We start from the raw sequence: 25,095 nt of genomic DNA, 5'->3' as shown, positions 1-25,095 counted from the left end.
ATGCCGAGAGTCGGATTCAAGGAACTTTTCAGGTTGGGTCACGTGGTCGCCGACGGGCAACTGCTCCGTTATGCGAAAGGAGACCGCGGATACACCAGCCGGTTTGAAACCGCCTTCGCAGAGACAATGGGCGTCGAGCATGTCCTGACCGTCAACAGCGGCACCAACGCGCTTGTCGCGGCTTTGGCCGCGGCCGGCATCGGGCCGGGGGACGAAGTTCTCGTGCCGGCCTATACTTGGGTGTCCACGGCAATCGCCCCCATGGCCGTCGGGGCCGTGCCGGTGCTTGTGAACATCGACGAAAGCCTGACAATCGACCCCGAGGACATAGAGCGCAACATAACGCCTCAGACCAAGGCCATCATGCCGGTGCACATGCTCAACCTCGTTTGCGACATGGACCGGATCATGCAGATCGCACGCGCCCATGACCTGAAGGTGATCGAGGATGCCTGCCAGGCGATCGGCGCGACCTACAAGGGCCGCCGGGTCGGCAGCATCGGCGACGTCAACGCCGTCAGTTTCAACCATTACAAGAACATGACGTCCGGCGAAGGCGGCGCCGTTCTGACCAATGACGACCGGCTTTTCACGCGGGCGCGGATGTTTCACGATCCTGGCAATTTCATCCGGGGTCACGAGCGAAACAACGAGCCACTGTTTTCCTGCCTGAACATGCGGGTGTCGGAGCTGACGGGCGCAATGCTGGATGCGCAGTTGGCACGGCTGGAGCCGCTTCTGACGCGACTGCGCCGACGTCACCGCATGATGGCGGAGGTCTTTGAAGACGCGCCCGGTGTGCGCCTGTCACCGCATCATGATCCGGAAAACGCTATCGGCATGGCGGTGATCTTCGACCGCGAGGCGGATGCACGGGCCTTCGGCCAGCTTCGCGGCTTCGAGCGGTTGATCGAAACCGATCGGCATGTCTTTACCAATTGGGAAGTGATCTTTTCAAAGCGCTGGTTCGACCCGCGCATGAACCCCTATCAGTGGGCCAAGCGCGACATCGAATACCGCGTCGAGGACTTCGAGAGGACACTCGATATCCTGCGGCGCACCTGTCGGGTCGCGCTAGGCGCGCAGTACCCGCTGCCGATAATGAAGTTTCGGCGGCGCGCGGTGGCGCGGGCTTTGCAGCGCGCACCCGGCATTTCCGGCAAGGCTTTGGCATGATCCATGAACCCAGCATATCGGTCAGCAAACCTGTGACCTTGCCGTCCGCGCCGGCGCTCGAAATCGTGGTCATCAACGTGAGGCAGGCGGAGGAACGACGACGTCGTATCACGGCTCAGTTCGCCACGCTCGGTCACCCGTGGCGGTTCTTCGAGGCGCATACGACGCTCACCAACCCCGCTCTGCGGTATGATCCCGCTCGGATCCTGCGCACTTATGCGCGCCAGATGACACCATCACAGCTTGCGCTTTGTTCCAGTCATTACACCGCGATTGCCGACTTTGCCGAAAACGGTGCAGGCGATTACCTGCTGGTTTTTGAGGATGACGTGCTCTTCGACACCGCGTTCCCTCTTGATGCACTCACCCGATACTGCAGCGACACAGGGATCGATTACATACGGCTATTCGGGATGTATTACGCGGCGGCCAAACAGCTAAATTTCTTTTTCGACAGGTCAATCGTGCGCTATCGGTCATCCCCGGCAGGCGCGCAGGCGTATATGCTTTCCCGGAAAGGCGCGGCACGCGTGATGGAGACATGCCGCGATATCGAGACGGCCTGGGATCTGTCGCTTGACGAGTTCTGGAAGACCGGGCTTCCGATCTACTCGGTCTATCCGTTTCCGGTGATGGAGCGTTTCTCGGCGAGCTCGGTGCCGATGAACGAGTATGGGCCGCTGTCTCCGCGCGAGCGGCTCGCCTGGTTGGCGCATCGCGCGCGCAACAAGCTGCGAAAACTGCGAGCCAACCTTCGGTTGGCGCAAGCCGACAGGTCGCTGCGCGCCCGCGATCCGGGCTTTCAGCAGGTCGACGACGACATGATTCGCCATGGTTGAAGGCGACGGCGCCCGTCGCGTGCCCGCCCGGCCGAGCCGGCAGACGTGGCGCATGCGTGATCTGCACGAGATCGATCCGTGCGAGGAATTGCCGTCGGATGTCGTGATCGTCGGCGGCGGGGCCGCAGGGCTGACCGTGGCACAGGGCCTCGCAGGGACAGAGCGCGAGGTGCTGGTGCTGGAAAGCGGCGGTCTGGAGGAAACCGAAGCGGCCGAGGCCCTGAATGCCGTCGATACCGAGCCGGGGCTCTGGAACGAGGACCAGCAAGCCCGTCGCCGCGATTTTCACGGTGCGCAAACGGACTTGTGGGATCACGCCAGGCAGGGCTTCGGTGTCCGTTGCCGTGTGCTGGGTGGTTCCACTCAAGCCTGGGCGGGCAAATCGGCAGCCTTCGACGCGATCGACTTCTCCGCCCGTAGCTGGTTGCCAGACAGTGGTTGGCCCATCTCGGCCGGCGACCTTGCCGAGCCGCTCGAGCGCGCGGCACGTACCCTCAATCTGGGTCCGAACTGCTATGACGAAGAGCTTTGGGCGCTGATGAACCGAGAGGCGCCAGTGCCTTGCCCGGACCGGGATGTGCTTGGTTCGTATTTCTGGCAGTTCGCGCGTTCGCGTATCGCGCCGATGGAAGTCATGCAGATGGGTCATGAGTTTCGGAAGAACCAGCCACGGAACTGCCGCGTCGTGACCGGGGCGACCGCGCTGACCATTTTGTGCGATGCCGCGGGCGGGCGTGTCACGGGGGTGCGTGTCGCCGATGCAAAAGGTGCGACCCGGGTCATTCCTGCCCGGCAGGTCGTGCTTGCGGCGAGCGCGATCGAGAACGCCCGGCTTCTTCTGAATTCCACGGACCAGCCCGGTCGTGGGCTGGGGAACCGTCATGGTGTCGTCGGGCGCTATCTTATGGATCATCCAAGTGCGGTGGTCGCACATTTCGAAGACGACGCGATCATACCAATGTCCAGGATGTTCGGCTTTTTCGGACTGAGAACCGAACACGGCACCAGCATGTACATGCGGGGCCTGGCCCCGACGGCCGCAGTTCAGCAGAAGGAAGAATTGCTGAACTGCGCGGTGTTCATGCCGAGCGAACGCGCGGCTGACGATCCGCTTCCGGCGGCGAAGCGGATTCTCAAAGGGCAAAGCGAAAACACGTTGCAGGATATCGCGAACGTCCTGCGCTCACCGGGTATCATCGCAAAGGGTCTCGCGCGCATGGCAGCGCAGCACCCGCGATTTCCCACCGGCTTGACCCGTTTCGCCGTCGAACAGGTTCTTCGCTTCCGCCCGAATTTCGCCGCCGAGGAGTACCTTACCGGCGGCATGCCGCACAAGCTTACGGGTCTGGCCGTTCAGGCGATATGCGAGCAGGCTCCGAATGCCGAGAACAGAGTATCCTTGTCGGACCGGGTCGATCGCTTCGGGCAACCGCTGCCTCTCGTGCAGTGGCGCGTGGGAGAGCGGGAGACGCGCACATTGGCGCGACTGGGGGAATTGGTCGCGCTTGAGTTCGAACGTGCCGGGCTGCCATGTCCAAGGCTTGACCCCTGGGTGCGCGATGGGGGCGATGCCCCTGCGACGATCATCGACATGGCGCATTCCTCCGGTACGACGCGGATGGCCACGGATCCGACGAAAGGCGTCGTCGACGCGGATTGCCGCGTGCACGGCTTTTCCAACATTTACGTCGCGGGCGCTTCGGTTTTCGCAACCAGCGGCCATGCCAATCCAACGCTGATGATCGTTGCCCTGGCTCACAGGCTGGCCGATCATCTGCGGGCCGCCCCGGCAGACAACGCATGATCCGCGTGGCAGCCGGTTTCTGGAAGCGTCGTGAAGGCCAACCACGGTGTCCGCACCCTTGTGTCGGCGCCACTGACCCGGGTCTTGTTCAAGAGGGTTTACTGCAAGTAATCTGCTAAATCAGGCCCAAAGATGGGGCTGAATGCGTTAATGACAGCGGAAGTTCCCCCTAGGGTGCTGTCATTCACGGGGAGAATTTGGAGGCGAGTACCGCCGTGTTCCGCGGGTCGCGATTCGTCGCTTTCCGTATTACTTTCAGTATCTTCCAGGAAATGTCTTGTCGCGCCCTGTCGCGACCTGTAGCCATCAATAACACGGCTTTGGGCGGGTACGTGAGGGGTCAGAATTTCGGGGGCTCGGAAAGCGCCTGGTTCGATTCCGTGTTCGAACAAAAACGGGCCGATTTCGGGAGGGCGAGGCATGCCAAAACGTGCGAAAGAGCTCGGGTCGCTTGAAGTCAAGCGCCTGAAAGGAAAAGGGACTTACGCGGTTGGAGGGGTAGCTGGGCTGGCGCTGCAGATCGGGCAGTTCGATTCCCGATCCTGGGTTTTTCGTTACCGGTTCCGGGGGCGCCGACGGGAGGCAGGCCTTGGCCCCTATCCCGACGTACCGCTCGCCAAGGCGCGGGAGTACGCGCGGGAGGCGCGCGACCAGATCAGGCAGGGGATAGACCCGATCACGCACCGCCAGTCGCTCCAGCGCAAGCTGCTGACTTTCTCCGAGGCCGTGGCCCTTTACGACGACGAGAAGGCGGTTGAATTCCGTAGCAAGGTTCACCGGCGCCAGTGGCGTGCGTCGCTGGAACGCCACGCCGTACCTGTCATCGGCGATATGCCGGTGGCAGAGGTTGAACTGCAGGATGTCCTCGACGTTCTCCGACCCATCTGGACCACCAAGACTGAGACAGCGTCCAAGGTGCGCCAGCGCGTCGAGCGCGTGCTCGATTACGCGACAGTTGCGGGGCAACGGGCAGGAGAGAATCCCGCACGTTGGCGCGGGAACCTCGATATGATCCTGCCGGCGCCCACGAAGCTGACCGGCGGGCGCAATTATCCCGCGCTGAAGCTCGACGATGCTGTGGACTGGTTCGCCGCTCTTTTGTCGCGCGAGGGGCTGAGTGCTCGCGCCCTCGAATTCCAGGCGCTGACGGCCGCGCGCTCTGGTGCCGTGCGGTTCATGACGTGGGACGAGATCGACCTCGACAGGAAGCTCTGGACGATCCAGCCCGGTCGGACGTCGTCGAAGATCCCGCCGTCCGGGCGGCCGCACCGCGTGCCACTCTCATCGCGCGCGATGGCCCTGCTCGACGAGATTCCGCGCCTTGCCGGCGTACAGCTTGTCTTCTGGAACGGTAAAGGCGGTGAGCTCTCCGATGCGGCGCTCGCCGCGGTCATGCGCAAGATACACGAGGCAAGCCTTCGGAAAGGGGAAGGCGGGTTCGTTGATGCGCGCCTGACGACGCCGGCCGTGCCGCACGGACTGCGCTCGACGTTTCGAACCTGGGTGGGAGAACACACGCAGTATGATGGCGACATGGCGGAGATCGCGCTGGCCCACTCGGTGGGATCGAAAGTGCGACAGGCCTATGATCGTGCAGACCAGGTCGAAAAGCGCCGGGACATGATGGAAGACTGGTACAGGTTTCTTGCCGGCGAGCCCGGGCAAGCCGGCGGTTCGATGGGCGAGGGTGACGCTTTGAAAACCGAAATGACGGAGACGGGCAAATGAGTAAATGGGAGGACAAGGTCTCGGCAATCTACCGGCTCAGGTTCAGTAATCCGGAGGACGCGCTGCGCGAAGTTGCCGACCAGGTGCTGGAAGGCAACGACGATCCGCTTTTTCGCACGATGCTGGCGCACATGATCCATCCCGATCGGCGTCCGGTCGGGGGGAGGAAGCTCGTGCTTAAGGGGCCGAAACACGCTCCGCCGAGGGCGAGGAACTGGGAGCTGGAGGAATTCGTGGAAATCCAGGTCGATATCCACAATGTCCCGACAAAAGTCGTGTTCCACGCAGCCGAGAAGAGGTTCGGCGTTTCGCGCACGACGGTCACCGACGCGCTGAAGCGCTGTCGAGAAGACCGTGACCCGGATGTATTCAAGGAGCACAAAGAGATGGTCCTCGGACTCTCAAAGCGCGATCACCCGCACTATGTGCCGATCTCAGATCCAAAGAAGTAGGAGACTTATTCGGACTCCTTCGATGTCGCAATCGGGCGAATCGTGTGAATAATGGGGAGCATCCATCACAACAAGGATGCACTAATGACCCATCAAACTTATCTCTCCGACAAGCAAGCAGCCGCGCGATACGCTGTTGACCGTGCCGCGATATGGCGCTGGTGCAAGGCAGATCCAGACTTTCCCACGCCGGTCAAGCTTACGCCTGGAACGACGCGATGGCGGCTTTCCGACCTCGAAGCATGGGAGGCTCTCCGTGCAGGCGGGGGCGGAGAGGCGTGATGCGCGTCGTTGACTTTGCAAAGGCACTGCAGAGGAGGGTGACCGTATGAATGCTCCTGTCTCGCTCAATGTCGAAGAGATCGAGAACCCGTACACGGAACCTCCTGCAAACACGGCGGTGTCGCCGACACGTTTCACCTGGCAGGATCCCGAACTAATCCCGCCGAGGGACTGGCTCTATGGTCGACACCTGATGCGCGGTATCGTTTCGCTGACAGTCGCGCCCGGCGGCGTGGGCAAGTCGAGCCTGATGGTGGTGCAGGCATTGGAGCTGGCCTCTGGACGACAACTGCTCGGACATAGTGTCGGCGCTCCCAGTCGGGTTTGGCTGTTTAACCTCGAGGACGACAGGGACGAACTGCAACGCCGCGTCGCCGCGGCGATGAAGCACCATGGCCTCGATCCCGGCGCCATCGGCGACCGCCTCTTCTTGGACAGCGGGCTCGACCAGGAGCTTCTTCTCGCCAGCGAGAGGCGGGATGACCTGTTCCTGAACGAGGCGGTGTTCCGGAGACTTGAAGAGGAAATCCGCCGGGAGAAGATTGACGTTGTCATAATCGATCCGTTCGTTTCGGCGCATCAGGTCAATGAAGCCGACAACGGGAAAATTGATCGCATCGCGAAGCATCTCGCGCGTCTTTGCAAGGACTGCAACTGTTCTATTGAACTCGTTCACCACACTCGGAAGCTCAACGGGACGGACGTGACCTCGGAAGCCAGCCGGGGGGCCAGCAGCCTTCTTGCAGCAGCGCGATCCTCGAGGACCATCCAGAAGGTCAGTGAGAAGGACCGTCGTGAGTGGGGCGTGGCCGACGACAAGGGCACGTATTTCTTCGTCGAGCGGGACAAGGCCAATCTCGCCCATTCAGGTGGTCGGGAAGTTTACCGGACTGTTTCAGTTGCTCTCGGTCAGGGAGATGACGTGGCCGTCGTGGAGCGCTTTGAACCGCCGGATGTTTTCGATGGAGTATCGCTGGCTCATCTGCTGCAGGCCCAACATGCCATTGATGGCAAAGAGTTTCGTTATTCGTGCCAGTCCGAACGCTGGGTCGGTAACGTGGTTGCGCCTATTCTGGGCCTCGACAGTAAGAAGAACAAGGCAAGGATCAAGAAGATGGTCGATACCTGGATCAGTAACGGCGCCCTGCTGAAGACTACGACCCGAATCAATTCCCGGGAGACTCCGATCGTAGTGGTCGGTGAATGGGCCAACGAATGAGAGCTCCATGCGTTCTCCCGTCTCGCACCACCACCACGCCCTCATAAAGGAGGGCGTGGTGGTGGTGGAAGCGGAAAATTGGAGGGGGGAGGGGGCAAGACAAAATCGAATTCGGAAAGGACCGGAGAGGGAGCCTTTCTTTGCAGCGAATGGAAATTGAATAGAGAAATCCAATCTCAGATTGCTCTGAAACGCCAGCTCGAAAGCCCCCGCTAGCCCGACAATACTGTCAACTGGATTCTTTTCTACCAACCCATGAAACTGTCCGTCATGGCCTGAAGCTAGTATGCTCCCAAGTTCTTCTTATAGGCGTGTAAAGCTTAAGGTGCTCAGATGATCAAATACGCTTCAGCGACCGAGCTGAAAGACCGCCTAGATGCACATGCGAGGATCGGACTTATCGATGTTCGAGAGCATGGCCAGTACGGCGAAGGACACCTTCTTTTCGCTTCAAACTGTCCGTACAGTCGGTTGGAGCTGCGCGCGCCGCTGCTGTTACCCGACAGGAAAGCCGAGATTTATCTGTACGACGAGGGCGAAGGTGTCGCCGAACGCGCTGCTGACCGGCTTGCGTGTATCGGATATGAAGACGTGTTGGTTCTTCGCGGCGGTCTGGCCGCGTGGCAAGCGGCGGGATACGGGACGTTCAAGGGGGTCAACGTGCCAAGCAAGGTTCTGGGCGAACTGGTCGAAGTGGCGGAACGTACTCCGCAGATCAGCGCCGAGGCATTGGAAGACCTGCAAAAGAACGAGGGCGGCTTGAGCCTGTTCGACGGCCGGCCCGCCCGGGATTACCGCAAGATGACGGTGCCCGGTTCGCGACATCTGCCGAATGGCGAGATGCTCTATCGGTTCGCCGCGCTGGGCCTTCCCGAAGACCAGCCGGTCGTCATTCATTGCGCCGGGCGCACCCGTGGCCTGATCGGCGTGCAGAGCCTGATCAACGCAGGTATTCGGAACCCAGTTTATGCAATGGAAAACGGGACCCAAGGGTGGGCGCTGTCGGGCAGGAAGCTGTCCCGCGGCAATGACGCGGCGCCTTTGCCGGACCTTTCAGTGGACCAGTTGGAGCAAGGGCGCGCGTTCGCCGAGCGTTTTATCGCCCGGTATGACCTGCCCGCGATAGGCCCTGGGGAAGTGCCGGCGTGGCGCGACGAACAGGCCTACGTGATCGACGTCCGCTCGGATGCGGAATTTGCGGCCGGTCATGTGCCTGGGGCAGTGCATGCACCGGTCGTCCAACTGGTTCAGGCGACGGATGAATGGGTGGCAATGCGCCGGGCGCGGATTGCGCTCTTCGACGACAATGGCGTGCGTGCAGCCCTGGCGGCATTCTGGTTGCGGCAGTTGGGTCATGACGCAGTTGTCGTCATGGATGGATTGAAGCTCGTGGCAGACGATTCGGCCCGTTCAATGCCCGAGAGGCTCTCTGGTATCACATGTGTCGAACTGGCTAGGTTGGGCTGTTCAGCAACCGTAATCGACCTTCGTTCAAGTATGGCCTATCGCGCCGGCCACATCCCGGGAGCGCTTTGGGCAATCCGGCCACGTGCTGAAGACGTCAAGGCGGAGGTCGAGGGATCTGTGGTGCTCGTTGCCGATGATTCTGGCGTCGCGACACTCTTTGCGTCGGAACTTGACGACGAGACTCTGGCGGATTGCCGATATCTCGAAGGTGGGATGGAGGCGTGGACGCGGGCCGGTGGCGCGATTGAGGTCACCCCTGAAAGACCGGCGGATGACGAGGCCATTGATTTTCTGTTTTTCGTCCATGACCGCCACGACGGCAACCTCGAGGCGTCACGGCGCTATCTTGAGTGGGAAACCGGCCTTGTCCGGCAATTGGACCTCGGTGAGCGGAGGGCTTTTAAAATCATACGGACAAAGGCGCATGCGGATGTGTGAGGGGGCGTAGGTGGGTGTGGTACCGCAAGGAATTTCCACCAAGCAAACGATCTAGCCGGGAGCAGGCCCGTGATTGCGCTTTTCATGAGAGAGCGCCATTTCGTAGAGCGCCTCGATATGGTCGCCGTACCTGACTGTGGACCGGTGCAGGTAATAGGAGACCCGAGGCAGCGACGGCAGGCCGAACTCCGGACCCAGGATCTTGACGTCGCTGCGAAAGGCGCTCAGTGCTCGAGGGGTTATACCCAGCCCCGCTTCGACCGCGAAACGCACGCCGGTGGGGCTGGCGGTTGTCAGGCGCTCGTAATAGGGCAGGCCGGCCATGTCCAATGCGTTGAGACCGATCCGGCGGAACATGCTGGGCTCGTCGGTCAGGATCAGAGGCCAGGCGGCTTCGTCGGGGCGTTCCCAATCCTGCGCGGCGACCCAATGGGCCCGCAGCAGCTTTATCAGCTTGCCTTCGCGGTTGCCGAGGCGCCAGGTGCTAATCGCCAGATCGAGACCTCCATCCTCAAGCGCCTCCATCAGGGCGCGACTGCGGTCGATCTGAAGAATGACCCGGTTGGTCGGGTGTAGGCGGGCGAACTCTCGTAAAATGCCTGGGAGGATCGCGTTGGCGATTTCGAGCGGCGCGCCGATGCGCACGATCTCAGACGCGTGGCTGCGCTCTGCGGACAAAATGGCATGGTTACACATAGATATGATTTCACGGGCGTGTCGCAAAAGGGCATGCCCGGCCTCGGTCAGCTTTCTTTGACGCCCGGCGGTAATAAAGACCGGCCTGCCGACAGCGTCCTCTAGGCTTCGCATTTGTTGCGTGATGGCTGACTGGGACCGGCCGAGGACGTCTGCCGCAGCGGTAAAGCTGCCGTGTTCGTCTATCGCGATCAGGGTCTTGAGATGTGCAATCTGCAAATCCGGGTGCATGGTGAAAGTCCTAAAGAAAAACTTATGGGTTCTCCAAAATTATTAATTTTTAAAAAGGTTTTATTCAAGTAACAGTCTCGCTGATCAAACGCGCCGGCCTTCCTGCAGGGATTGTCGGGATTTTTTTCAGGTACAGGGAAGGAAAAATATGAAACACCTCACACTTGCAACGGCGCTCAGCGCAATTGTTATGGCAGGGTCCGCCTGGGCTCAGTCGTACCCCGAAAAAGACATCGACCTAGTTGTTCCGTTCGATCCCGGTGGCTCCGTTGATGTGACCTCTCGCATCATCGCGGAAACTGCGAACACGATCCTCGAAGGTGCGGAGATAAATGTCGTGAACCGGTCCGGCGGCGGCGGTGTCGTCGGCCAGACCAGCGTCGCGACGGCCAAAGCCGATGGTTACACTGTTCTGGCGATGACCAGCTCGGTCGTGACGAACCCGCAGATGAAAGGTGCCTCGTACGAAGTGACCGATTTCCGGCCGGTTGCCCTTTATAACCTGGACCCCGAGGTCATCGCGGTTCCGGCGGATTCGCCCTATGAGACCGCCGAGGAGTTTCTTGCCGCGGCCGAGAACGAGCGTCTGAACATCGTGGTCGCCGGCATTGCCACGTCGCACCACATGTCGGGCCTGGCCATCGAACGCGCCACCGGGCTGGAGTTCACCTATGTCCCGACCAAAGGGTTCGGTGCGCAGGTTCAGGCGATTGCCGGGGGTCATGCCGACGCCGCGCTGTGGCCGATGGGCGAAGCGAGTGGCCAGGTCGGCCCCGACGGTGTGCGTATCCTCGCGATCGCGTCCGAGGAACGTCACGAGGATTTCCCCGATGTGCCGACCTTCCAGGAGGCCGGGATCGATATTCCGATCTGGGCCACTTTCCGCGGATGGGCCGTGCCAAAGGGCACGCCGGATGAAGCCGTGAAAGTGCTTTCGGACCTCATGAAGTCGGTCTACGAAACCCCGGAATACGTCGAGAAGATGCAGGCGGCCGGCTATGTGCCGGTTTACCGCGACGCGGAGGGCTTTGAATTCGTGGTCAACAACTACGCGGATCAGACCTCGGCGATCATCGAGGAAGCTGGTCTCGGGCAATAAGGCCGGATCGACGCCCCCGGCACAGGCCGGGGGCTTATTCATGTCGAGGGAAACGATGAAGTCTAATGCGCGCGGGAAGGGTCTGTTGGGACACAGCGATACCTGGGTCGGTCTGGGTACCTTTGCTTTCGGAGCTGCGGCCACAGCGATGGCCAGTGGATTTGATCCTATGTCGCGCAGCTATCCGCTGCTGTTGTCGATTTTGCTAATGGTTTTCGGCGCAGGGCTGATCTTGCGTGTCGTCCTGTCCTCGCCTGAGAATGTATCCCTTGCTCTGCCGGGGAAGGTCGCCGCCCTCGCGACACTGGTGATCCTCTTTTGGATCGCAGCGCTGTCGCTGGGGCTGGGTTTCGTCTTGCCGACGCTGCTGATGCAGATCGCTTTCCTTGCGATTTGCGGTATCCGCCCGTTCGGGCGCGTCGTGATTTACGCTGCGCTTGTCACGCTTGTGGGTTACGCGGCTTTTGTGTGGGTGCTGGGCGTTCGTCTGCCCGAAGCCCTCTCCCCGTATCTTATCTGAGGCAGGACCATGGAAATGATCCTTCTAGGGTTCCAGACCCTTACCGATCCTATGGTCGCGATGATGCTGCTGGTTGGCGTGATCGCCGGAATGGTTGTCGGCTCGATACCCGGTATCAATGACAACATAGCCTTTGCGGTCTTTATTCCGTTCTCGTTTTCGATGCCGGCCGATCAGGCATTGGCTCTGATGGTCGGAGTCTATTGCGCGGCGGCGACGGGCGGTGCCATCCCGGCCATTGTCATCAAGGTGCCTGGAACGGCCTCGGCCCTGTTGACCGCGGAAGACGGGAACGCCCTGGCCGGCAAGGACAAGGCCGGGCTGGCGTTGTCTATTGCCATCACCTCTTCGGTCGTGGGCGGCCTGCTGAGTTCTGTCGTGTTGCTTCTGTTCGCACCTTCGCTGGCGAAGGTGGCGCTGGAGTTCGGCTATGTCGAGAATTTCGCGCTGACGATCTTGGGCTTGTCGAGCGTGGTCGGGCTGCTGCGCGGCAATATTTTGAAAGGGTGCATTTCTGCTGTAATCGGCCTGCTGGTCGCGACGATCGGGTTCAGTCCGATGACAGGCTCGCCGCGCTTTACTTTCGGCAACGTCAACCTGATCGAAGGCATTCCCTTCGTGCCGCTGCTGGTCGGGTTGTTCGGCATCGCCGCGATGCTGGACCTGAAGGCCGATATCCTTAAGGACCGCGACGCCAATGTGACCACGCCGTCCCTGCCGAAGATCGGCTCGCTAAAGCTTTCGCGTGGGCTGGTTCGGCGGCTTGCGCCGGTCTGGGGCATCAGCGCGGCCATCGGCAACGTGATCGGAATGTTGCCCGGTGCGGGGATGCTGATGGCGATTTTCCTTGCCTATGACCAGGCCGCGCGCCGCTTTCGCAACAAGTTCGCCGGCAAGCCCGGCGAGAACGACTGGGGCGATGGCGCCCCCGAGGGCGTCGCCGCGCCCGAGGCCGCCAACAATGCTGTCACGGCCAGTTCGATGGTGCCGTTACTGTCGCTCGGCATTCCGGGAAACTCTACCTCGGCGTTGTTCATCGGTGCGCTGGCGCTGCATGGCATGGTGCCCGGTCCGCTGCTGTTCACCCAGCATGGAGACGTGGCTTGGATGATCATCGTCGCGTTTCTTGCCGCCAACATCTTTCTGTGGCCGGTGGCATGGCTGGTGCTGCGCACGGTGTCCCGGTCGATCTTTGCCATCCGCAAGGAAGCGATGGTGGGTGTTATCGCGATGCTCTGCCTGATGGGGGCCTATTCTGACGGCGCGAACATTTTTAATATGTGGGTCGCCATCGTTGCGGGCCTCGTGGCCTACGTGATGCGCCTGGCCAGCATTCCGCTTGGTCCGGCAATCCTCGGTCTGGTGCTGGGGCCGCAGCTGGAGGCGTCGCTGAACAACTCTCTCAACATCTCGCAGGGAAACTGGCTGGTGTTCGTTGATCCGGTCAATCACCCGATCAGCTTCGGCATGATGATCTTTTCGGCGTTGTTGTGGATCGTGCCGATCCTTGTGGGGCTGCGTGACCGGGCCGCCATGAAGAAAGACAAAAGATGAATCGCGAAACCATGTTGATGCACTTCGGCCGGACACAGACGCCGGGGCCCGCAAACCCGCCGATCGTGCGCGCATCGACCGTACTGCACGACACGGTCGAATCTTACCGTGAAACCAAAGCCGCGCGGGACACGGATGACCGCGTTCTGTCCTACGGGCGCCGCGGCACAACGACAGCGCACGAATTGTCTGCGGCACTGTGTTCGCTGGAAGAGGCCGAGGCGTGTTTTCTGTTTCCCACCGGCGTGGCTGCCATTGCAGGTGGCCTGATGCCGTACCTTGCGTCGGGCGACCACCTGTTGGTGGTGGACACGATCTTTCCCGCGACGCGCAGCTTCTGTGACACGGTTCTGGCGCGCTACGGCGTTGAGGTCGATTATATTCCGTGGAGCACGACAGACCTGTCGGAGTACGTAAAGCCAAGCACGCGCCTCGTGCTGGCCGAAAGCCCCGCCTCGCAAACCTACGAGGTGATGGACCTGCCCGCGCTTTGCAAGAACGCGCACGATCACGGGCTGATCGTGGCGGCGGACAACACTTATGGGTCAAGCTGGCTCTATCGGCCGCTGGCGCTGGGCTGCGACGTGTCGATCATCGCCGGGACGAAATACATTGGCGGCCACGCGGACAGCATGATGGGTGCGGTGGCTGCAAGAGGGCAGGCGGTGGATGCTTTGCGCAAGCACACTGCGACGACTGGCCAGACGATCAGCCCGGATGATGCCTATGCCTGTATCCGGGGCCTGCGGACCCTCGGACTGCGCATGGAACGGCACGGCGAGAATGGTTTGGCACTGGCGCAGTGGTTCCAGGGCCGGTCGGAAGTGTCCAGGGTCTTGCATCCCGGTCTGCCCGACCATCCGGGCGCAGGTATCTGGGCCCGGGATGCAAGCGGCACCAATGGCCTTTTGACGGTGGATTTCTGCGACTGGTTCGATGCCGAGCGCTTTGTCGATCGCCTTCAGCTATTCTCTATCGGCAGTTCCTGGGGCGGTTTCGAAAGCCTTGCAATGCCCTGCACCCCAGACTATGGCCGCGCTTTCGGATCGGACACCGGCGCCCGCGCCATGATCCGCTTTCACGCCGGGCTTGAACATGTCGACGACCTGATTGCCGACTTGGACCAATCTTTCTGCAACGCCTGATGGCTCCATCACGGGCACGATTACCGCGCCTGAAAAACCAAACATGACTAGGAGAGTACCTCATGGGAACGAGTGTCTTTGATTCCGAATTGCTGATGAACGCATGGTCCACCGCCGAGATGCGCGACGTCTTCAATGACCGTGCCCGCATGCAGGCCTGGCTAGATGTCGAAGCGGCCCTGGCGCTAGTGCAGGCTGAGCTGGACATTATCCCGGTGGAGGCCGCCAAGGAAATCGCGGCGAAATCCAACTACGACGCTATCGACCTCGACCTCGTGCTGGAACATCTTCGCGTCACTAAGCACCCCTTGGTTCCCACCGTACGCGCGCTGGAACATGCCTGCGAGGGCGGCGCCGGCGAATATGTGCATTTCGGGGTCACAACGCAGGACATCATGGACACCGCGCTGGTGCTGCAATTGCGTAGCGCGACGGAAATCCTGCGCCGCGATCTGAAGGCCATCGCCAGAGACTTGATGCACCTGAGTGAGGAGCATCGCAACACCCCGATGATGGGGCGGACACTGTCGCTTCAGGCCATTCCGGTCACGTTCGGGTTCAAGACCGCGATCTGGATGTCGGAAATCGACAGGCACCTCGAGCGGCTGGACGAGATGGAAAAGCGCGTTTTCGTCGGTTCCATCGTCGGCGCGGTTGGCACCAAGGCCTCGTTCGGTCCCAAAGCGGACCAGATGGAGCACGCGATCAACGAGCGCTTGGGTCTCGGCACGCCGAACATTTCTTGGCAGGCTGCGCGTGACCGTTTCTACGAGTTTGGATCCGTGATGGGCGGTATCAATGCCACGCTCAACAAGATCGGCAACCAGCTTCTGCTGCTGGCGCATAACGAGTTCGACGAGATCGCGGAGCCGTTCGGGAAGGGGCAGGTCGGTTCGTCGACCATGCCGCACAAGCGCAATCCGGCGGTGACCGAGAATTCCGTCACCGTCAGCAACACGCTGAAGTCGAATATCAACATGCTGTCGGACATTACCAAGCACGAACATGAGCGCGACGGCGCGGTGTGGAAGATGGAGTGGAAGATCCTGCCCGAGATCTGCCTGATGCTCTCCGTCGTTTTGGATAACCTGAAGTTCGTCTTTTCAGATCTTGACGTCCGCAAGGAGAGCATGTTGGCGAACCTCAACTTGTTGAAGGGCTACGCGCTTGCAGAGCGGGTGATGTTTGCGCTGTCCGACAAGATGGGCAAGCAGACCGCGCATGAAGAAGTCTACGAGGCGGCCATGCGCGGGCTGGAATCTGACATCCTGTTCCGCGACGCCTTGTTGGCGAACGAGGCGATCCGTGCGGCCGTCAGCGAGAAGGAGCTGGATGCGCTTCTGGATCCGACCACCTATGTGGGCGCGGCACCGGAACTGACGGATAATGCAGTCGCCTCCGTACGCTCCAAAGGGCGCATTTAAGGCGCGAGGTCCGGACCATGACGTATTCCCAAGAGCTTGCCGCGTTTGTCTGCACCCTTACGACGGAGAAAATCCCCGAAGGCACGCGGGCCCGCGCGCGCCAGTTGATGACCGACACGCTTGGTGTCGGGCTCGCCGGGACGCGCCATCCGAACTTCGAGAACGCAATGGCCGCCGTGTCGGCCATACCCGGGACACGCGGTGACCATCCGGTCATCGGATGTTCGACACGATTCTTGGCCACCTATGCGGCGTTGGCCAACGGGGTGGCGTGCCATGTGCTCGATTTCGACGACACGCACACGGCCTCGATCGTGCATGGCAGCGCCATATTCTTGCCGCTCGTCCTGGCATTGGGCGAAGAGCTGGGCCGGTCGGGCAAGGACGTGCAGACAGCTTTTGTCGCGGGCTGGGAAGTCGCCGCTCGGGTCGGGATCGCTTCGGGGAACAGTTTCCACAACCGCGGCTTCCATTCGACAGCGATTGCCGGAATCTTCGGGGCAACGGCGGCGGCAGGCAAGCTTCTCGATCTGACGCCGGAACAAATGACCCATGCCTTCGGCCTGGCCGGCAGCCAGGCCTCGGGGATCACGGAATTTCTGACGAACAGCTCTTCATCCAAGGGATACCATGTTGGCTGGGCCGCCCGTAACGCGATGGAGATCGGGTATCTGGCACGGGCAGGGGCGACCGGGCCGCTCAGCGTGTTCGAGGGCACAAATGGTCTCTTGGCCACACATGGCTTGCCGGACCGTATCGATCCGCCGCAGCTTGTCGCGGATTTGGGTGCTCGATGGGAGGCGGAGCGGGTCTCGATCAAGCCCTATCCCTGTTGCCACTTTGCGCATGGCGCGATTGATTGCGCAATTGCCCTGCGGCAGGACGGGATTGTAGCGACCGATGTGCAGAACATCCACGCGATCATCGACGAGGTGGCCGCCGGTTTCGTCTGTGACCCGATCGAGGCCAAGTGGGCTCCGACAAGCGCATACGGTGCGAAGTTCAGCCTGCCCTATCTGGTGGCCTCGGGGCTTATCGACGGCGAGGTGTCAATGGCATCCTTCGACGACAGCTCCATTGCGCGCGACGACCTGCTAGCATTGGCCAGCCGGGTGTCGTCGGAGCACGCTGAAAAAGGCACCACAGGATTTCCGAAGTATTTCCCGGGCCATTTAGTGGTCACGCTGACAGATGGCCGCAAGGTCGAAAAGCGGGTGCCCATCAACCGGGGAAATCCCGATGCGCCGCTGAGCGACGTGGAGGTTGCCGACAAGTTCTTTCGAAATGTCGATGGCCTTCTCAGCAAGCGTCGAGCCAAGATGATCGTAGAGAAGATAGGGGCATTGGAGAGCTTGCAGGACCTATCAGACCTGTCGCGCGAACTGGTGATGTAGTCCGGAGAAAATCAGTCGCCAGGACCTACCCAGCCGCGAGCCGCACTACGGACACCCCGTAGTTGGCCTCATTACGATTAAAGTCGGTCGGCACTCTGGGTGCGGTCAAGGCTGCCCAACAGCCGGTAAACTCCTATTTCCGGATCGCGCCCACCAGAGCCTCGAGAAAGCTTTGTGTTTTGGCTGGGTCAAGCCATCGCATCACGGCGACGACGTCATCCTCCGGGTTGATCCAGATGCAATGTCCACCCGCTCCCAGCGCGCTGAAGGCGCTGGACGGCAGATTGGAATTGGCGTCACCGCCGCGGTTCAGCCACCACAGGAAGCCGTACTTGTCGAGTGTCGACGTCGGCAAGATGGATTGCGCCATCCAATCTGCGGGCAAGATCTGTTGACCATCCCAGCAGCCGTTTTGGCTGATGAACAGTCCAAAGCGTGCGTGATCATCGGCGCTGATGACCAGACCGCCGCCCCAATGGCCGCCGCCGGTGACCGATTGCACTTTCTGTCCGTCAATCTCTACCCAAGATGTGGAGTACCCGTCCCAGCGCCAGCCGTTCGACGCGCCGATCGGGTCCATTATCCGTTCGCGCAGGATATCCGGCAGGGGACGGCGGAACCGGCACAGCAAGGCATAGGCGAGGGCATTCACCCGAACGTCGTTGTATTCGTAGTAAGTTCCGGGGCGGCCAACCTGGCGCAATTGCCCCTTGCGGCTATTGTCCGCGCCGACACCGATCTGCCGAAAATGGTCAATCTGGTCGTCCTTGCCGAAGAGCTCTCCGCGCCATTCGCTGTTCATTTGGAGCATGTGGCGCCACGTTATGGCGCGGTTTTGATCGCTGGAAAAATGTGGCCCCTCAACGGTGGCGCTGACGGGTTCGTCCAAGTCCGTGATAAGCCCGTCCTTCACGGCGATGCCGGCGAGGACAGACAGGTAGCTCTTCGCGATCGAAAACGTCATGTCTGGCCGGTCTGTATCACCCCAGTCCGCGACACGTTCGCCGCGATGCAGGATGACCCCGGCAGGACCGCCGCGTTCGGTCACGGGACCGACGACCTCGGCCAAGGGACCGGACTCGTTCCATTCCGCACTTCCCGCATACGTGCCGTCCGCGTGGTACATGCTCCGTGGCCAGTTGGTTTCATTTGCGAGGGCGATATCGACAACGGGTTGAAGGGCCGGATCTACGGCTTGAGACGTCATGTTTGGTCTTTCTTTTGTTTAAGTTTTGAAGCTTTGGATGCCTCGACGGCGTGATTTGTGTTGCCGGGAAGGCTCAGGGCTGCGCGCCTTCATTGACGCGTTTTGCAGAGAGAAGGATCAGTTCCGCCAACCGGTTGATTGCGGGAGTTCTGGTTCGCCAGCGGGGGAAGAAAATCACGTATTCCAGCGTCAGCTTTGGCACGAAAGGGCGGATGACCATGTTCGGCCTGATACTGGACCGCGCGACAAACCCATCGGAGACGGAAACCCCCAATCCTCGTGCCGCAAGTTCGCAGGCCACGACCCCATTGGGTGTTTCAAGCCGGATGTTCGGGGATGCTCCCTTCCTTCGGAACAGTGCGTCAATCCGCTGGCGCATCACCGTGCGAGGGCTGTTGATGACCAGGGGTTCGTCAATCAAGTCTTCAAGCGATACCTCGTCTTGCGCGGCTAAAGGATGATCTTCGTGCATCACAGCGACGGCATCTACTGATGCCATAGGTTCGATATCCATGGAGCTGTCATCCAGTGGCAGCACCGAAATCCCGACGTCGAATTGCTCGCGGCCAAGCCAGATGTCGATGTCGATGCGCGTCCGGCTGTCAATCGTGGCGGTGAACTGAGGGTCTTCTTCCGTAATGGTTGCGATGGCCTCAGCGACGAGGGCATTGGTCACGTGAGGCGCAGTCAGGATGCGCACATGGCTGCGTTGATGGGCCTTGATACGCCGCGCCTCGTTCTCGATTTCGTCAAGGGAAGACAACGCACGTTCGACCGGTGAGTAGAGTTCGCGGGCTTCACGGGTCGGATTGAGGCGCCGGCCCTTGCGCACGAAAAGGGTAAAGCCGACCTCGTCCTCCAAAATGGACAAAAGCCTGCTGACCTGTGGCTGGGTCCGATGCAGCCGCTCGGCCGCGTCGTTTACCGACCCGCCCTCCATGAAGGCGCGGAAGGCCAGAAGACTTTTGTGGTTCATTACGTAGCCCTCAAAATACATGCGTTTTTAGCATGTATAAGTACAAAAACCGCATTTGACTTATATGATAAGCCTGCGGCAGGTTCGTGCAAAGCAGAAAATGTCGGCGGGAAGCTGGCGCGGGAATAGGTTGGCTGATGTCAGACTTCGACGGAAACAGTGCGGCTTGGGTTAAAGCGCCGTCGCAATACCTGGAACAGCGTCCGGTGACGTACACGCTGCCAAAACGGCCCCAGTCGCAATATGTCGAGATGAAGGACGGGTGCCGGCTGGCCGTCGATACCTACCTGCCACAATCGGACACGCCAAGTTCCGGCGACTTTCCGACGATATTGATCCTGACGCCCTATTATCGTCGGTTTGCACTTCGGGATGGATACAGCGCGGCGACAGAACCCAGCCCGAACATTGCTCTTTACCGTGACTTCTTCGTGCCGCGCGGATACGCGTTGGTGGTCGTGGATGTCCGTGGCACAGGGGCGAGTTTCGGGACCCGGGACAGCTTTCGCTCTCCGACGGAGCGGGAGGACTTTCACACGATCGCGGACTGGATTGTCGATCAGGATTGGTCGGACGGGACGATCGGTTCCACCGGTATCTCGTACCTCGGGGCGGCTGCGTGTTTCCTTGCAAGTACCGGGCATCCCGCGATCAAGGCCATCGCGCCGCTTTTCGCGGTCTGGAACACGTACGCGGATCATTTCTATCCCGGTGGCGTGCTGCTGAACCGACTTGCGACGACATATGATGATATCATGGTCGGTCTGGACCACGACCGCCCCGATGTGCTGGAGGCGTTCTCGTATTTCAACAACCCGGATTATTCCGGTCCGCAGCCCGTGGACGAAGACCCTGACGGAGCGCTGAAATGCGCGGCTGTGAAGGAGCATCTGGGCAATTTCCACATGCCTGATTTCATCACCGAGTTCAGATTCACCGATGATCGCCTGCCATATGATCCCGATTTCGGCAGTCATTCGTTCAGCCCGTATCACTATGCCGACAAGATTTCATCTGATGTCGCAGTCCTGTCCGTATCAGGCTGGTTCGATGGCGCGGGCTTCGCCAACGGCTCCATCGCGCGGTTCCTGTCCCTGCCGAATCCTAACCAGCATGTGCTGCTAGGGCCTTGGGATCATGGCGCACGCAGCAACGTATCGCCTTGGCGGGAAGAAGTGAGCAGTGAATTTCCCATGATGGGCGCGGTCTTGCGTTTCTTCGACCACTACCTGATGGGGCTTGATACGCAGCTTCAGGAAGAAGCCCCCATCCACTATTTCGCGCTGCACGCCGAAGAATGGCGCACGGCTCGGCAATGGCCCCCGCTATCCGAGGCCCGCCGTCTTTATCCCGACCGGGAGAGCGCCTTGTCCTTCGAGCCGGGCCTCCAAGGCGAGGACAGCTTTCGTGCCGATTTTACGCGGGGAACCGGCTCCGGCACGCGGCACGAGCGTTTGTCGGCGCAGCCGGTCACGGACTACTACGCCGACTGGTCCGAGAAGGAGAGCGGTCTGCTCTCATGGACGTCGCCACCGCTGGAAGCCGCGTCCGAAATTGCCGGACATCCGGTCGTGAACCTGTCGATAAAGTCCAGCGAGGCCGACGCGGTTCTGCACGTCTACCTGTCCGAACTGGAAGCGGATGGCAGCCTGCGATACGTCACTGAAGGTGTGTTGCGCGCCCTGCACCGCAAGGTAATTCCCGCGCCCGCGGATCAGAACTGGACATGGCCGTACCGAGATTACAGTCGCAAGAACAGCGCGCCGCTGGTGCCCGGCGAGCCCGCAGAGCTCAGGTTCGCACTGTTGCCGACCGCTTGGCGCTTTGCCCGCGGCAGCCGGATTCGCGTCTCCGTCGCGGCAGCGGATGCCGACCACTATGTGCAGTTGCCTTATGGGCGCCCGCCCGAGATCGCGATCCTACGTGGCGCGGACGATGCCACCTGGTTCGAGCTGCCGTGGCGCGAGACCGAATAGACAAACAACAAGACCACCAACAAGGAGAAATACCAAGTTATGCTACTTTCGAGAACCATATTGGCGAGCGGGATCCTTGCGATCACTGCCGCGTCGGCCCAGGCTGGCAAGGAGAACGACACGTTCGTCTGGTCCACATCCACGGAAATGGACACGGCGGACATCTACTACGGCAACCAGCGCGAGGCGCTGATCAATGCCTACGCGATGTGTGACGGCCTGTTGCACCGCGACCCGATCACCAATGAGTTTCAGGCCTTGCTGGCAACCAGCTGGGAATGGACCGACGATACCACGCTTGAGCTGGAGTTGCGTGAAGGTGTCAAGTTCCACGATGGCACCGACTTCGATGCGGAAGACGTGGCCTATACCCTCAACCACGTGTCCGATCCCGACAGCGACATGAAGATCCGTGTCCTGGTGGACTGGATCGACAATGTCGAGGCGGTGGACACCAACAAAGTCCGCATCAACGCCAAGCGGCCGACACCGGCGGCTCTGCAATACCTGACGGGCACTTCGCCGATCTATCCGTCCGGCCACTACGAGGATGCGCCTGTCGTGCCCGGATCCGATGGCGCCGACCGTCGTGACTGGGGCGCTGTGCAACCGGTCTGCACCGGACCCTACAAGCTGGCAGATTACGTGGCAGGCGAGTCCCTGACGCTGGAAGCCAACCCTGACTATTTCGAGGACAGCCCCAAGGGCAAACCGTCGATCGGGACCCTTGTCTACAAGACGATCAAAGACCCCGAGACACAGATCGCCGAAGTCGTGACCGGTGGTGTCGACTGGATCTGGGGCGTTCCGCCCGAGAACGCGGAAATGCTGTCATCCATGGGCAACCTGACCGTTGTATCCGCGCCCACGATGCGGATGTCCTTCCTGTCCCTGGATGCAGCGGGCCGGACGGGCGATACGCCGATGACGGACCTGAAGGTTCGCCAGGCAATCGCCCATGCCATCAACCGCGAGGCGATAGCCGAAAATCTGGTCGGCGACGGCGCAGAGGTTCAGAAATCAATGTGTGCGCCGGTCCAGTTCGGTTGCGAAACGGAAGTGACGCAATACCCCTACGACCCGGAAAAAGCCAAGGCTCTGCTGGCAGAGGCCGGCTATCCCGACGGTTTCAGTGTCCCGTTCCATGCGTATCGTGACCGCGCATATAGCGAGGCGGTCCTGAACGATCTGCGCGCGGTGGGTATCGAGACCGATCTGCAATTCCTGCAGTGGCGTGCCCTGCGTCCGAAGATCGTCGATGACGAAGTGCAGATCGGCCATCTGACCTTTGGCTCGAACGGGATCCTCGATGTGTCCGCTTCGACCAGCTACTACTTCACGGGCAGCCCGGATGACTATGCCCGTGATGAAGAGGTCAAGGCCTGGCTTGAAGAGGCAGACCGCACCACCGATCAGCAAGAGCGTGAGGAACTGTATTCCAAAGCTTTGAACAAGATCGCGGATCAGGCTTATTACATCCCGCTGTTCATGTACGGCCGGACCTACGCCTTCAACAAGGATCTGGACTATCCGGTGACGCCGGATGAGATGGCGCACTTCTACTTGGCCGAGTGGAAGTAACCCACCCCGATCCAGCAAGCATGCATGTGGGGGGCTGAATGCCCTCCACGTGTTTCGCCAGGAGACCCCATGCTCGTATATTTATCCAAGCGGCTCTTGATGACGATCCTCGTCATTGCCGTGACTTCGGTGATCGCTTTTCTTCTTGTACACCTTTCCGGTGACCCGGCGGCGGCGATGGCCGGCGAGGGGGCCAGCCAAGCCGATATCGAGGCTGTTCGGGCGACCTATGGTTTTGATCGGCCGCTTTATGTCCAGTACCTGGATTGGGTGACTCGTGTCCTGACCGGTGACCTTGGCCGTTCGACCTATCTGCGGGCCGACGTGACCGATGTTCTGGCGCGGCACGTTCCGGTGACGGCAACGCTTGGCGTCTGCGCCCTGGCGTTCGCACTGGCCCTGTCGATCCCGCTGGGCGTTCTGGCGGCCTTGCGGCCAAATACGATTATCGATCGGTTTTCGCTCTGGTTGGCCGTGGCGGGGCAGGCTCTGCCATCGTTCCTGTTCGCTCTGGGCTTGATGTACCTCTTTGGTGTCTACCTGCGCGTGCTGCCAATCTCGGGGAGCGAGACCTGGTGGCATTTCATCATGCCGTCGGTCGCGCTGGGCTATTACGCTACCCCGGCGATCATGCGCCTTACGCGTTCGGGCATGTTGGACGTGATGCAGTCCGATCATGTGCGTACCGCGCGTGCCTATGGTCTTTCGCCTTGGCGCGTGGTCGTACGGCATGGGCTGCGCCATGCGATCATTCCCGTTGTTTCACTGGCTGCCGTGCAACTTGGTTTCATGCTGGGCGGATCGATCGTGATCGAAACGATTTTCTCTCTCAAAGGGATCGGACACCTCGCGTGGGAATCCATTCAGCGCGCCGATATCGAGGTGATCCAGGCGATCCTCTTGGTCATCGCGGCGGCTTATGCCGTGCTCACCCTTCTTGCCGACCTTCTCAATGCGGCCCTTGACCCGCGGATCCGGATCTCATGACTGATTTGACCACCTCCACCCAAGACGCGTCCCCTGTGTCGATGTCCCCTGGCCGGGTCGCGTTGCGCCGCGCCATGCGCCACGGCGGCTTCTGGATCGGCGGCACGATCATTTTCGTGATCGTCCTGATGGCGGTCTTTGCGCCGCTGCTGACGCCCTACGATCCTTCGGTTCAAAGCCTGTCAGAAGGCTTCGTGCCACCCGTCTGGGCGGAGGCCGGCAGTTGGGAGCACCCGTTGGGAACCGACAACCTTGGCCGGGACTACTTTGCGCGGCTTTTGTACGGCGCACGAATCTCGCTCGGGCTCGGTCTTCTGACGGTCATCATCTCGGGTACGATCGGAACCGCAATGGGCATCACCGCCGGTTATTGGGGCGGATGGCCGGATATGATCATCAACTTTTTCATCACAGTGCGGCTTACACTGCCGGTGGTTCTTGTGGCGCTCGTCGTGGTGGCCCTGATCGGCAGTTCGCTCTGGCTGCTGATCCTCGTGATCGGTCTGTTGCTGTGGGATCGTTTCGCGATCGTCGTTCGAAGCGCGACGCAGCAACTGGCGCAGCGCGAATACATTACGTCCGCGCGTGCAATCGGAAGCTCAACGCCGCGGATTCTGTTCCGGGAAATACTGCCGAATATCACGGGGCCGTTGGTGGTGGTGACCTCCATCGAAATCGCACACGCCATTCTGCTGGAAGCCGCGCTGTCCTTCCTGGGGTTGGGTGTGCAACCGCCTGACGTATCGTGGGGTCTGATGGTGGCAGAGGCGAAGGCGCAGCTGCTGTTCCGCCCCTGGATGATCGCGATCCCGGGCGCCGCCCTGGTTTTTCTGATTTTCGCGATCAACCTTATCGGTGATGCGCTGCGCGACGTTACAACGCCAGAAGGAAAGGCCTGAC

The 25,095-nt window shown here is 60.7% G+C and carries 21 protein-coding genes; 18 read left to right on the top strand and 3 right to left on the bottom strand.

Going from position 1 to position 25,095, the window contains the following annotated elements; translation table 11 throughout:
• From FIU85_RS05565 to FIU85_RS05530, 8 genes are all read left to right on the top strand, one after another.
• On the top strand, window positions 1-1,176 hold the full coding sequence (locus FIU85_RS05565; RefSeq protein ID WP_152496167.1) for a DegT/DnrJ/EryC1/StrS aminotransferase family protein: 1,176 nt from the start codon (window positions 1-3) through the stop codon (window positions 1,174-1,176).
• Window positions 1,173-2,015 carry a glycosyltransferase family 25 protein gene (locus FIU85_RS05560; protein WP_152496166.1) on the top strand — a complete coding sequence of 281 codons (843 nt, stop codon included), beginning with the start codon at window positions 1,173-1,175 and terminating at the stop codon, window positions 2,013-2,015. Before FIU85_RS05565 ends, FIU85_RS05560 begins: the two co-directional genes overlap by 4 nt.
• A complete protein-coding gene (locus FIU85_RS05555; RefSeq protein ID WP_152496165.1) occupies window positions 2,008-3,819 on the top strand; it encodes a GMC oxidoreductase in 1,812 nt (603 codons plus the stop codon). The genes FIU85_RS05560 and FIU85_RS05555 overlap by 8 nt, the downstream gene beginning before the upstream one ends.
• A gap of 420 nt (window positions 3,820-4,239) precedes the next feature.
• Window positions 4,240-5,547, top strand: coding sequence for a site-specific integrase (locus tag FIU85_RS05550; protein ID WP_152496164.1), 1,308 nt, complete (start codon window positions 4,240-4,242; stop codon window positions 5,545-5,547).
• Window positions 5,544-5,999 (top strand): hypothetical protein, encoded by a 456-nt coding sequence (locus tag FIU85_RS05545; protein WP_152496163.1) that lies wholly within the window; start codon window positions 5,544-5,546, stop codon window positions 5,997-5,999. The genes FIU85_RS05550 and FIU85_RS05545 overlap by 4 nt, the downstream gene beginning before the upstream one ends.
• A gap of 51 nt (window positions 6,000-6,050) precedes the next feature.
• Window positions 6,051-6,281 (top strand): helix-turn-helix transcriptional regulator, encoded by a 231-nt coding sequence (locus FIU85_RS22590; RefSeq protein WP_368372980.1) that lies wholly within the window; start codon window positions 6,051-6,053, stop codon window positions 6,279-6,281.
• 46 nt (window positions 6,282-6,327) lie between these two features.
• Window positions 6,328-7,500: an AAA family ATPase gene (locus FIU85_RS05535; RefSeq protein WP_152496161.1), complete on the top strand. Its 1,173-nt coding sequence runs from the start codon at window positions 6,328-6,330 to the stop codon at window positions 7,498-7,500.
• 333 nt (window positions 7,501-7,833) lie between these two features.
• Window positions 7,834-9,405, top strand: coding sequence for a rhodanese-like domain-containing protein (locus tag FIU85_RS05530; protein WP_152496160.1), 1,572 nt, complete (start codon window positions 7,834-7,836; stop codon window positions 9,403-9,405).
• A gap of 51 nt (window positions 9,406-9,456) precedes the next feature.
• Here FIU85_RS05530 and FIU85_RS05525 read toward each other — a convergent pair whose 3' ends face one another.
• A complete protein-coding gene (locus tag FIU85_RS05525) occupies window positions 9,457-10,332 on the bottom strand; it encodes a LysR family transcriptional regulator (RefSeq protein WP_152496159.1) in 876 nt (291 codons plus the stop codon).
• Between the two features lie 148 nt (window positions 10,333-10,480).
• Between FIU85_RS05525 and FIU85_RS05520 the strand changes: the two genes are divergently transcribed.
• The 6 genes from FIU85_RS05520 to FIU85_RS05495 all read left to right on the top strand — a co-directional run bounded on the left by FIU85_RS05520 (window position 10,481) and on the right by FIU85_RS05495 (window position 17,468).
• Window positions 10,481-11,431: a tripartite tricarboxylate transporter substrate binding protein gene (locus FIU85_RS05520; protein ID WP_152496158.1), complete on the top strand. Its 951-nt coding sequence runs from the start codon at window positions 10,481-10,483 to the stop codon at window positions 11,429-11,431.
• 85 nt (window positions 11,432-11,516) lie between these two features.
• Complete coding sequence (locus tag FIU85_RS05515) at window positions 11,517-11,951, top strand: tripartite tricarboxylate transporter TctB family protein (protein WP_172978805.1); 435 nt, start codon at window positions 11,517-11,519, stop codon at window positions 11,949-11,951.
• A 15-nt stretch (window positions 11,952-11,966) separates the two neighbouring features.
• Window positions 11,967-13,505, top strand: a complete 1,539-nt coding sequence (locus tag FIU85_RS05510; RefSeq protein ID WP_254703011.1) for a tripartite tricarboxylate transporter permease — start codon at window positions 11,967-11,969, stop codon at window positions 13,503-13,505.
• Complete coding sequence (gene metC, locus FIU85_RS05505) at window positions 13,502-14,650, top strand: cystathionine beta-lyase (RefSeq protein ID WP_152496155.1); 1,149 nt, start codon at window positions 13,502-13,504, stop codon at window positions 14,648-14,650. Before FIU85_RS05510 ends, metC begins: the two co-directional genes overlap by 4 nt.
• Window positions 14,651-14,712: 62 nt before the next feature.
• Window positions 14,713-16,074 carry an adenylosuccinate lyase gene (gene purB, locus FIU85_RS05500; protein WP_152496154.1) on the top strand — a complete coding sequence of 454 codons (1,362 nt, stop codon included), beginning with the start codon at window positions 14,713-14,715 and terminating at the stop codon, window positions 16,072-16,074.
• 17 nt (window positions 16,075-16,091) lie between these two features.
• Window positions 16,092-17,468 carry an MmgE/PrpD family protein gene (locus FIU85_RS05495; RefSeq protein WP_152496153.1) on the top strand — a complete coding sequence of 459 codons (1,377 nt, stop codon included), beginning with the start codon at window positions 16,092-16,094 and terminating at the stop codon, window positions 17,466-17,468.
• Between the two features lie 133 nt (window positions 17,469-17,601).
• Here the strand turns inward: FIU85_RS05495 and FIU85_RS05490 are convergent, their stop codons facing one another.
• Entirely contained in the window at window positions 17,602-18,675 is a 1,074-nt protein-coding gene (locus FIU85_RS05490; protein ID WP_152496152.1) for a serine hydrolase, read from the bottom strand.
• A 73-nt stretch (window positions 18,676-18,748) separates the two neighbouring features.
• Window positions 18,749-19,672, bottom strand: a complete 924-nt coding sequence (locus FIU85_RS05485) for a LysR family transcriptional regulator (RefSeq protein WP_152496151.1) — start codon at window positions 19,670-19,672, stop codon at window positions 18,749-18,751.
• A gap of 116 nt (window positions 19,673-19,788) precedes the next feature.
• Here FIU85_RS05485 and FIU85_RS05480 point away from each other — a divergent pair, with 116 nt between their 5' ends.
• The 4 genes from FIU85_RS05480 (at window position 19,789) to FIU85_RS05465 (ending at window position 25,094) form a co-directional block, all read left to right on the top strand.
• Window positions 19,789-21,627, top strand: a complete 1,839-nt coding sequence (locus FIU85_RS05480; RefSeq protein WP_152496150.1) for a CocE/NonD family hydrolase — start codon at window positions 19,789-19,791, stop codon at window positions 21,625-21,627.
• A gap of 39 nt (window positions 21,628-21,666) precedes the next feature.
• Complete coding sequence (locus FIU85_RS05475) at window positions 21,667-23,208, top strand: ABC transporter substrate-binding protein (protein ID WP_152496149.1); 1,542 nt, start codon at window positions 21,667-21,669, stop codon at window positions 23,206-23,208.
• 99 nt (window positions 23,209-23,307) lie between these two features.
• Window positions 23,308-24,195 carry an ABC transporter permease gene (locus FIU85_RS05470; protein ID WP_368372979.1) on the top strand — a complete coding sequence of 296 codons (888 nt, stop codon included), beginning with the start codon at window positions 23,308-23,310 and terminating at the stop codon, window positions 24,193-24,195.
• Window positions 24,192-25,094, top strand: coding sequence for an ABC transporter permease (locus FIU85_RS05465; RefSeq protein ID WP_152496148.1), 903 nt, complete (start codon window positions 24,192-24,194; stop codon window positions 25,092-25,094). The genes FIU85_RS05470 and FIU85_RS05465 overlap by 4 nt, the downstream gene beginning before the upstream one ends.
• Window position 25,095 lies beyond the last annotated feature (1 nt).

The sequence above is a fragment of the Roseovarius sp. THAF8 genome (assembly GCF_009363735.1).
GTDB lineage: Bacteria > Pseudomonadota > Alphaproteobacteria > Rhodobacterales > Rhodobacteraceae > Roseovarius.
Note: the sequence above shows the minus strand (reverse complement) of the source record. Positions and strands in the feature narration are given on the sequence as shown.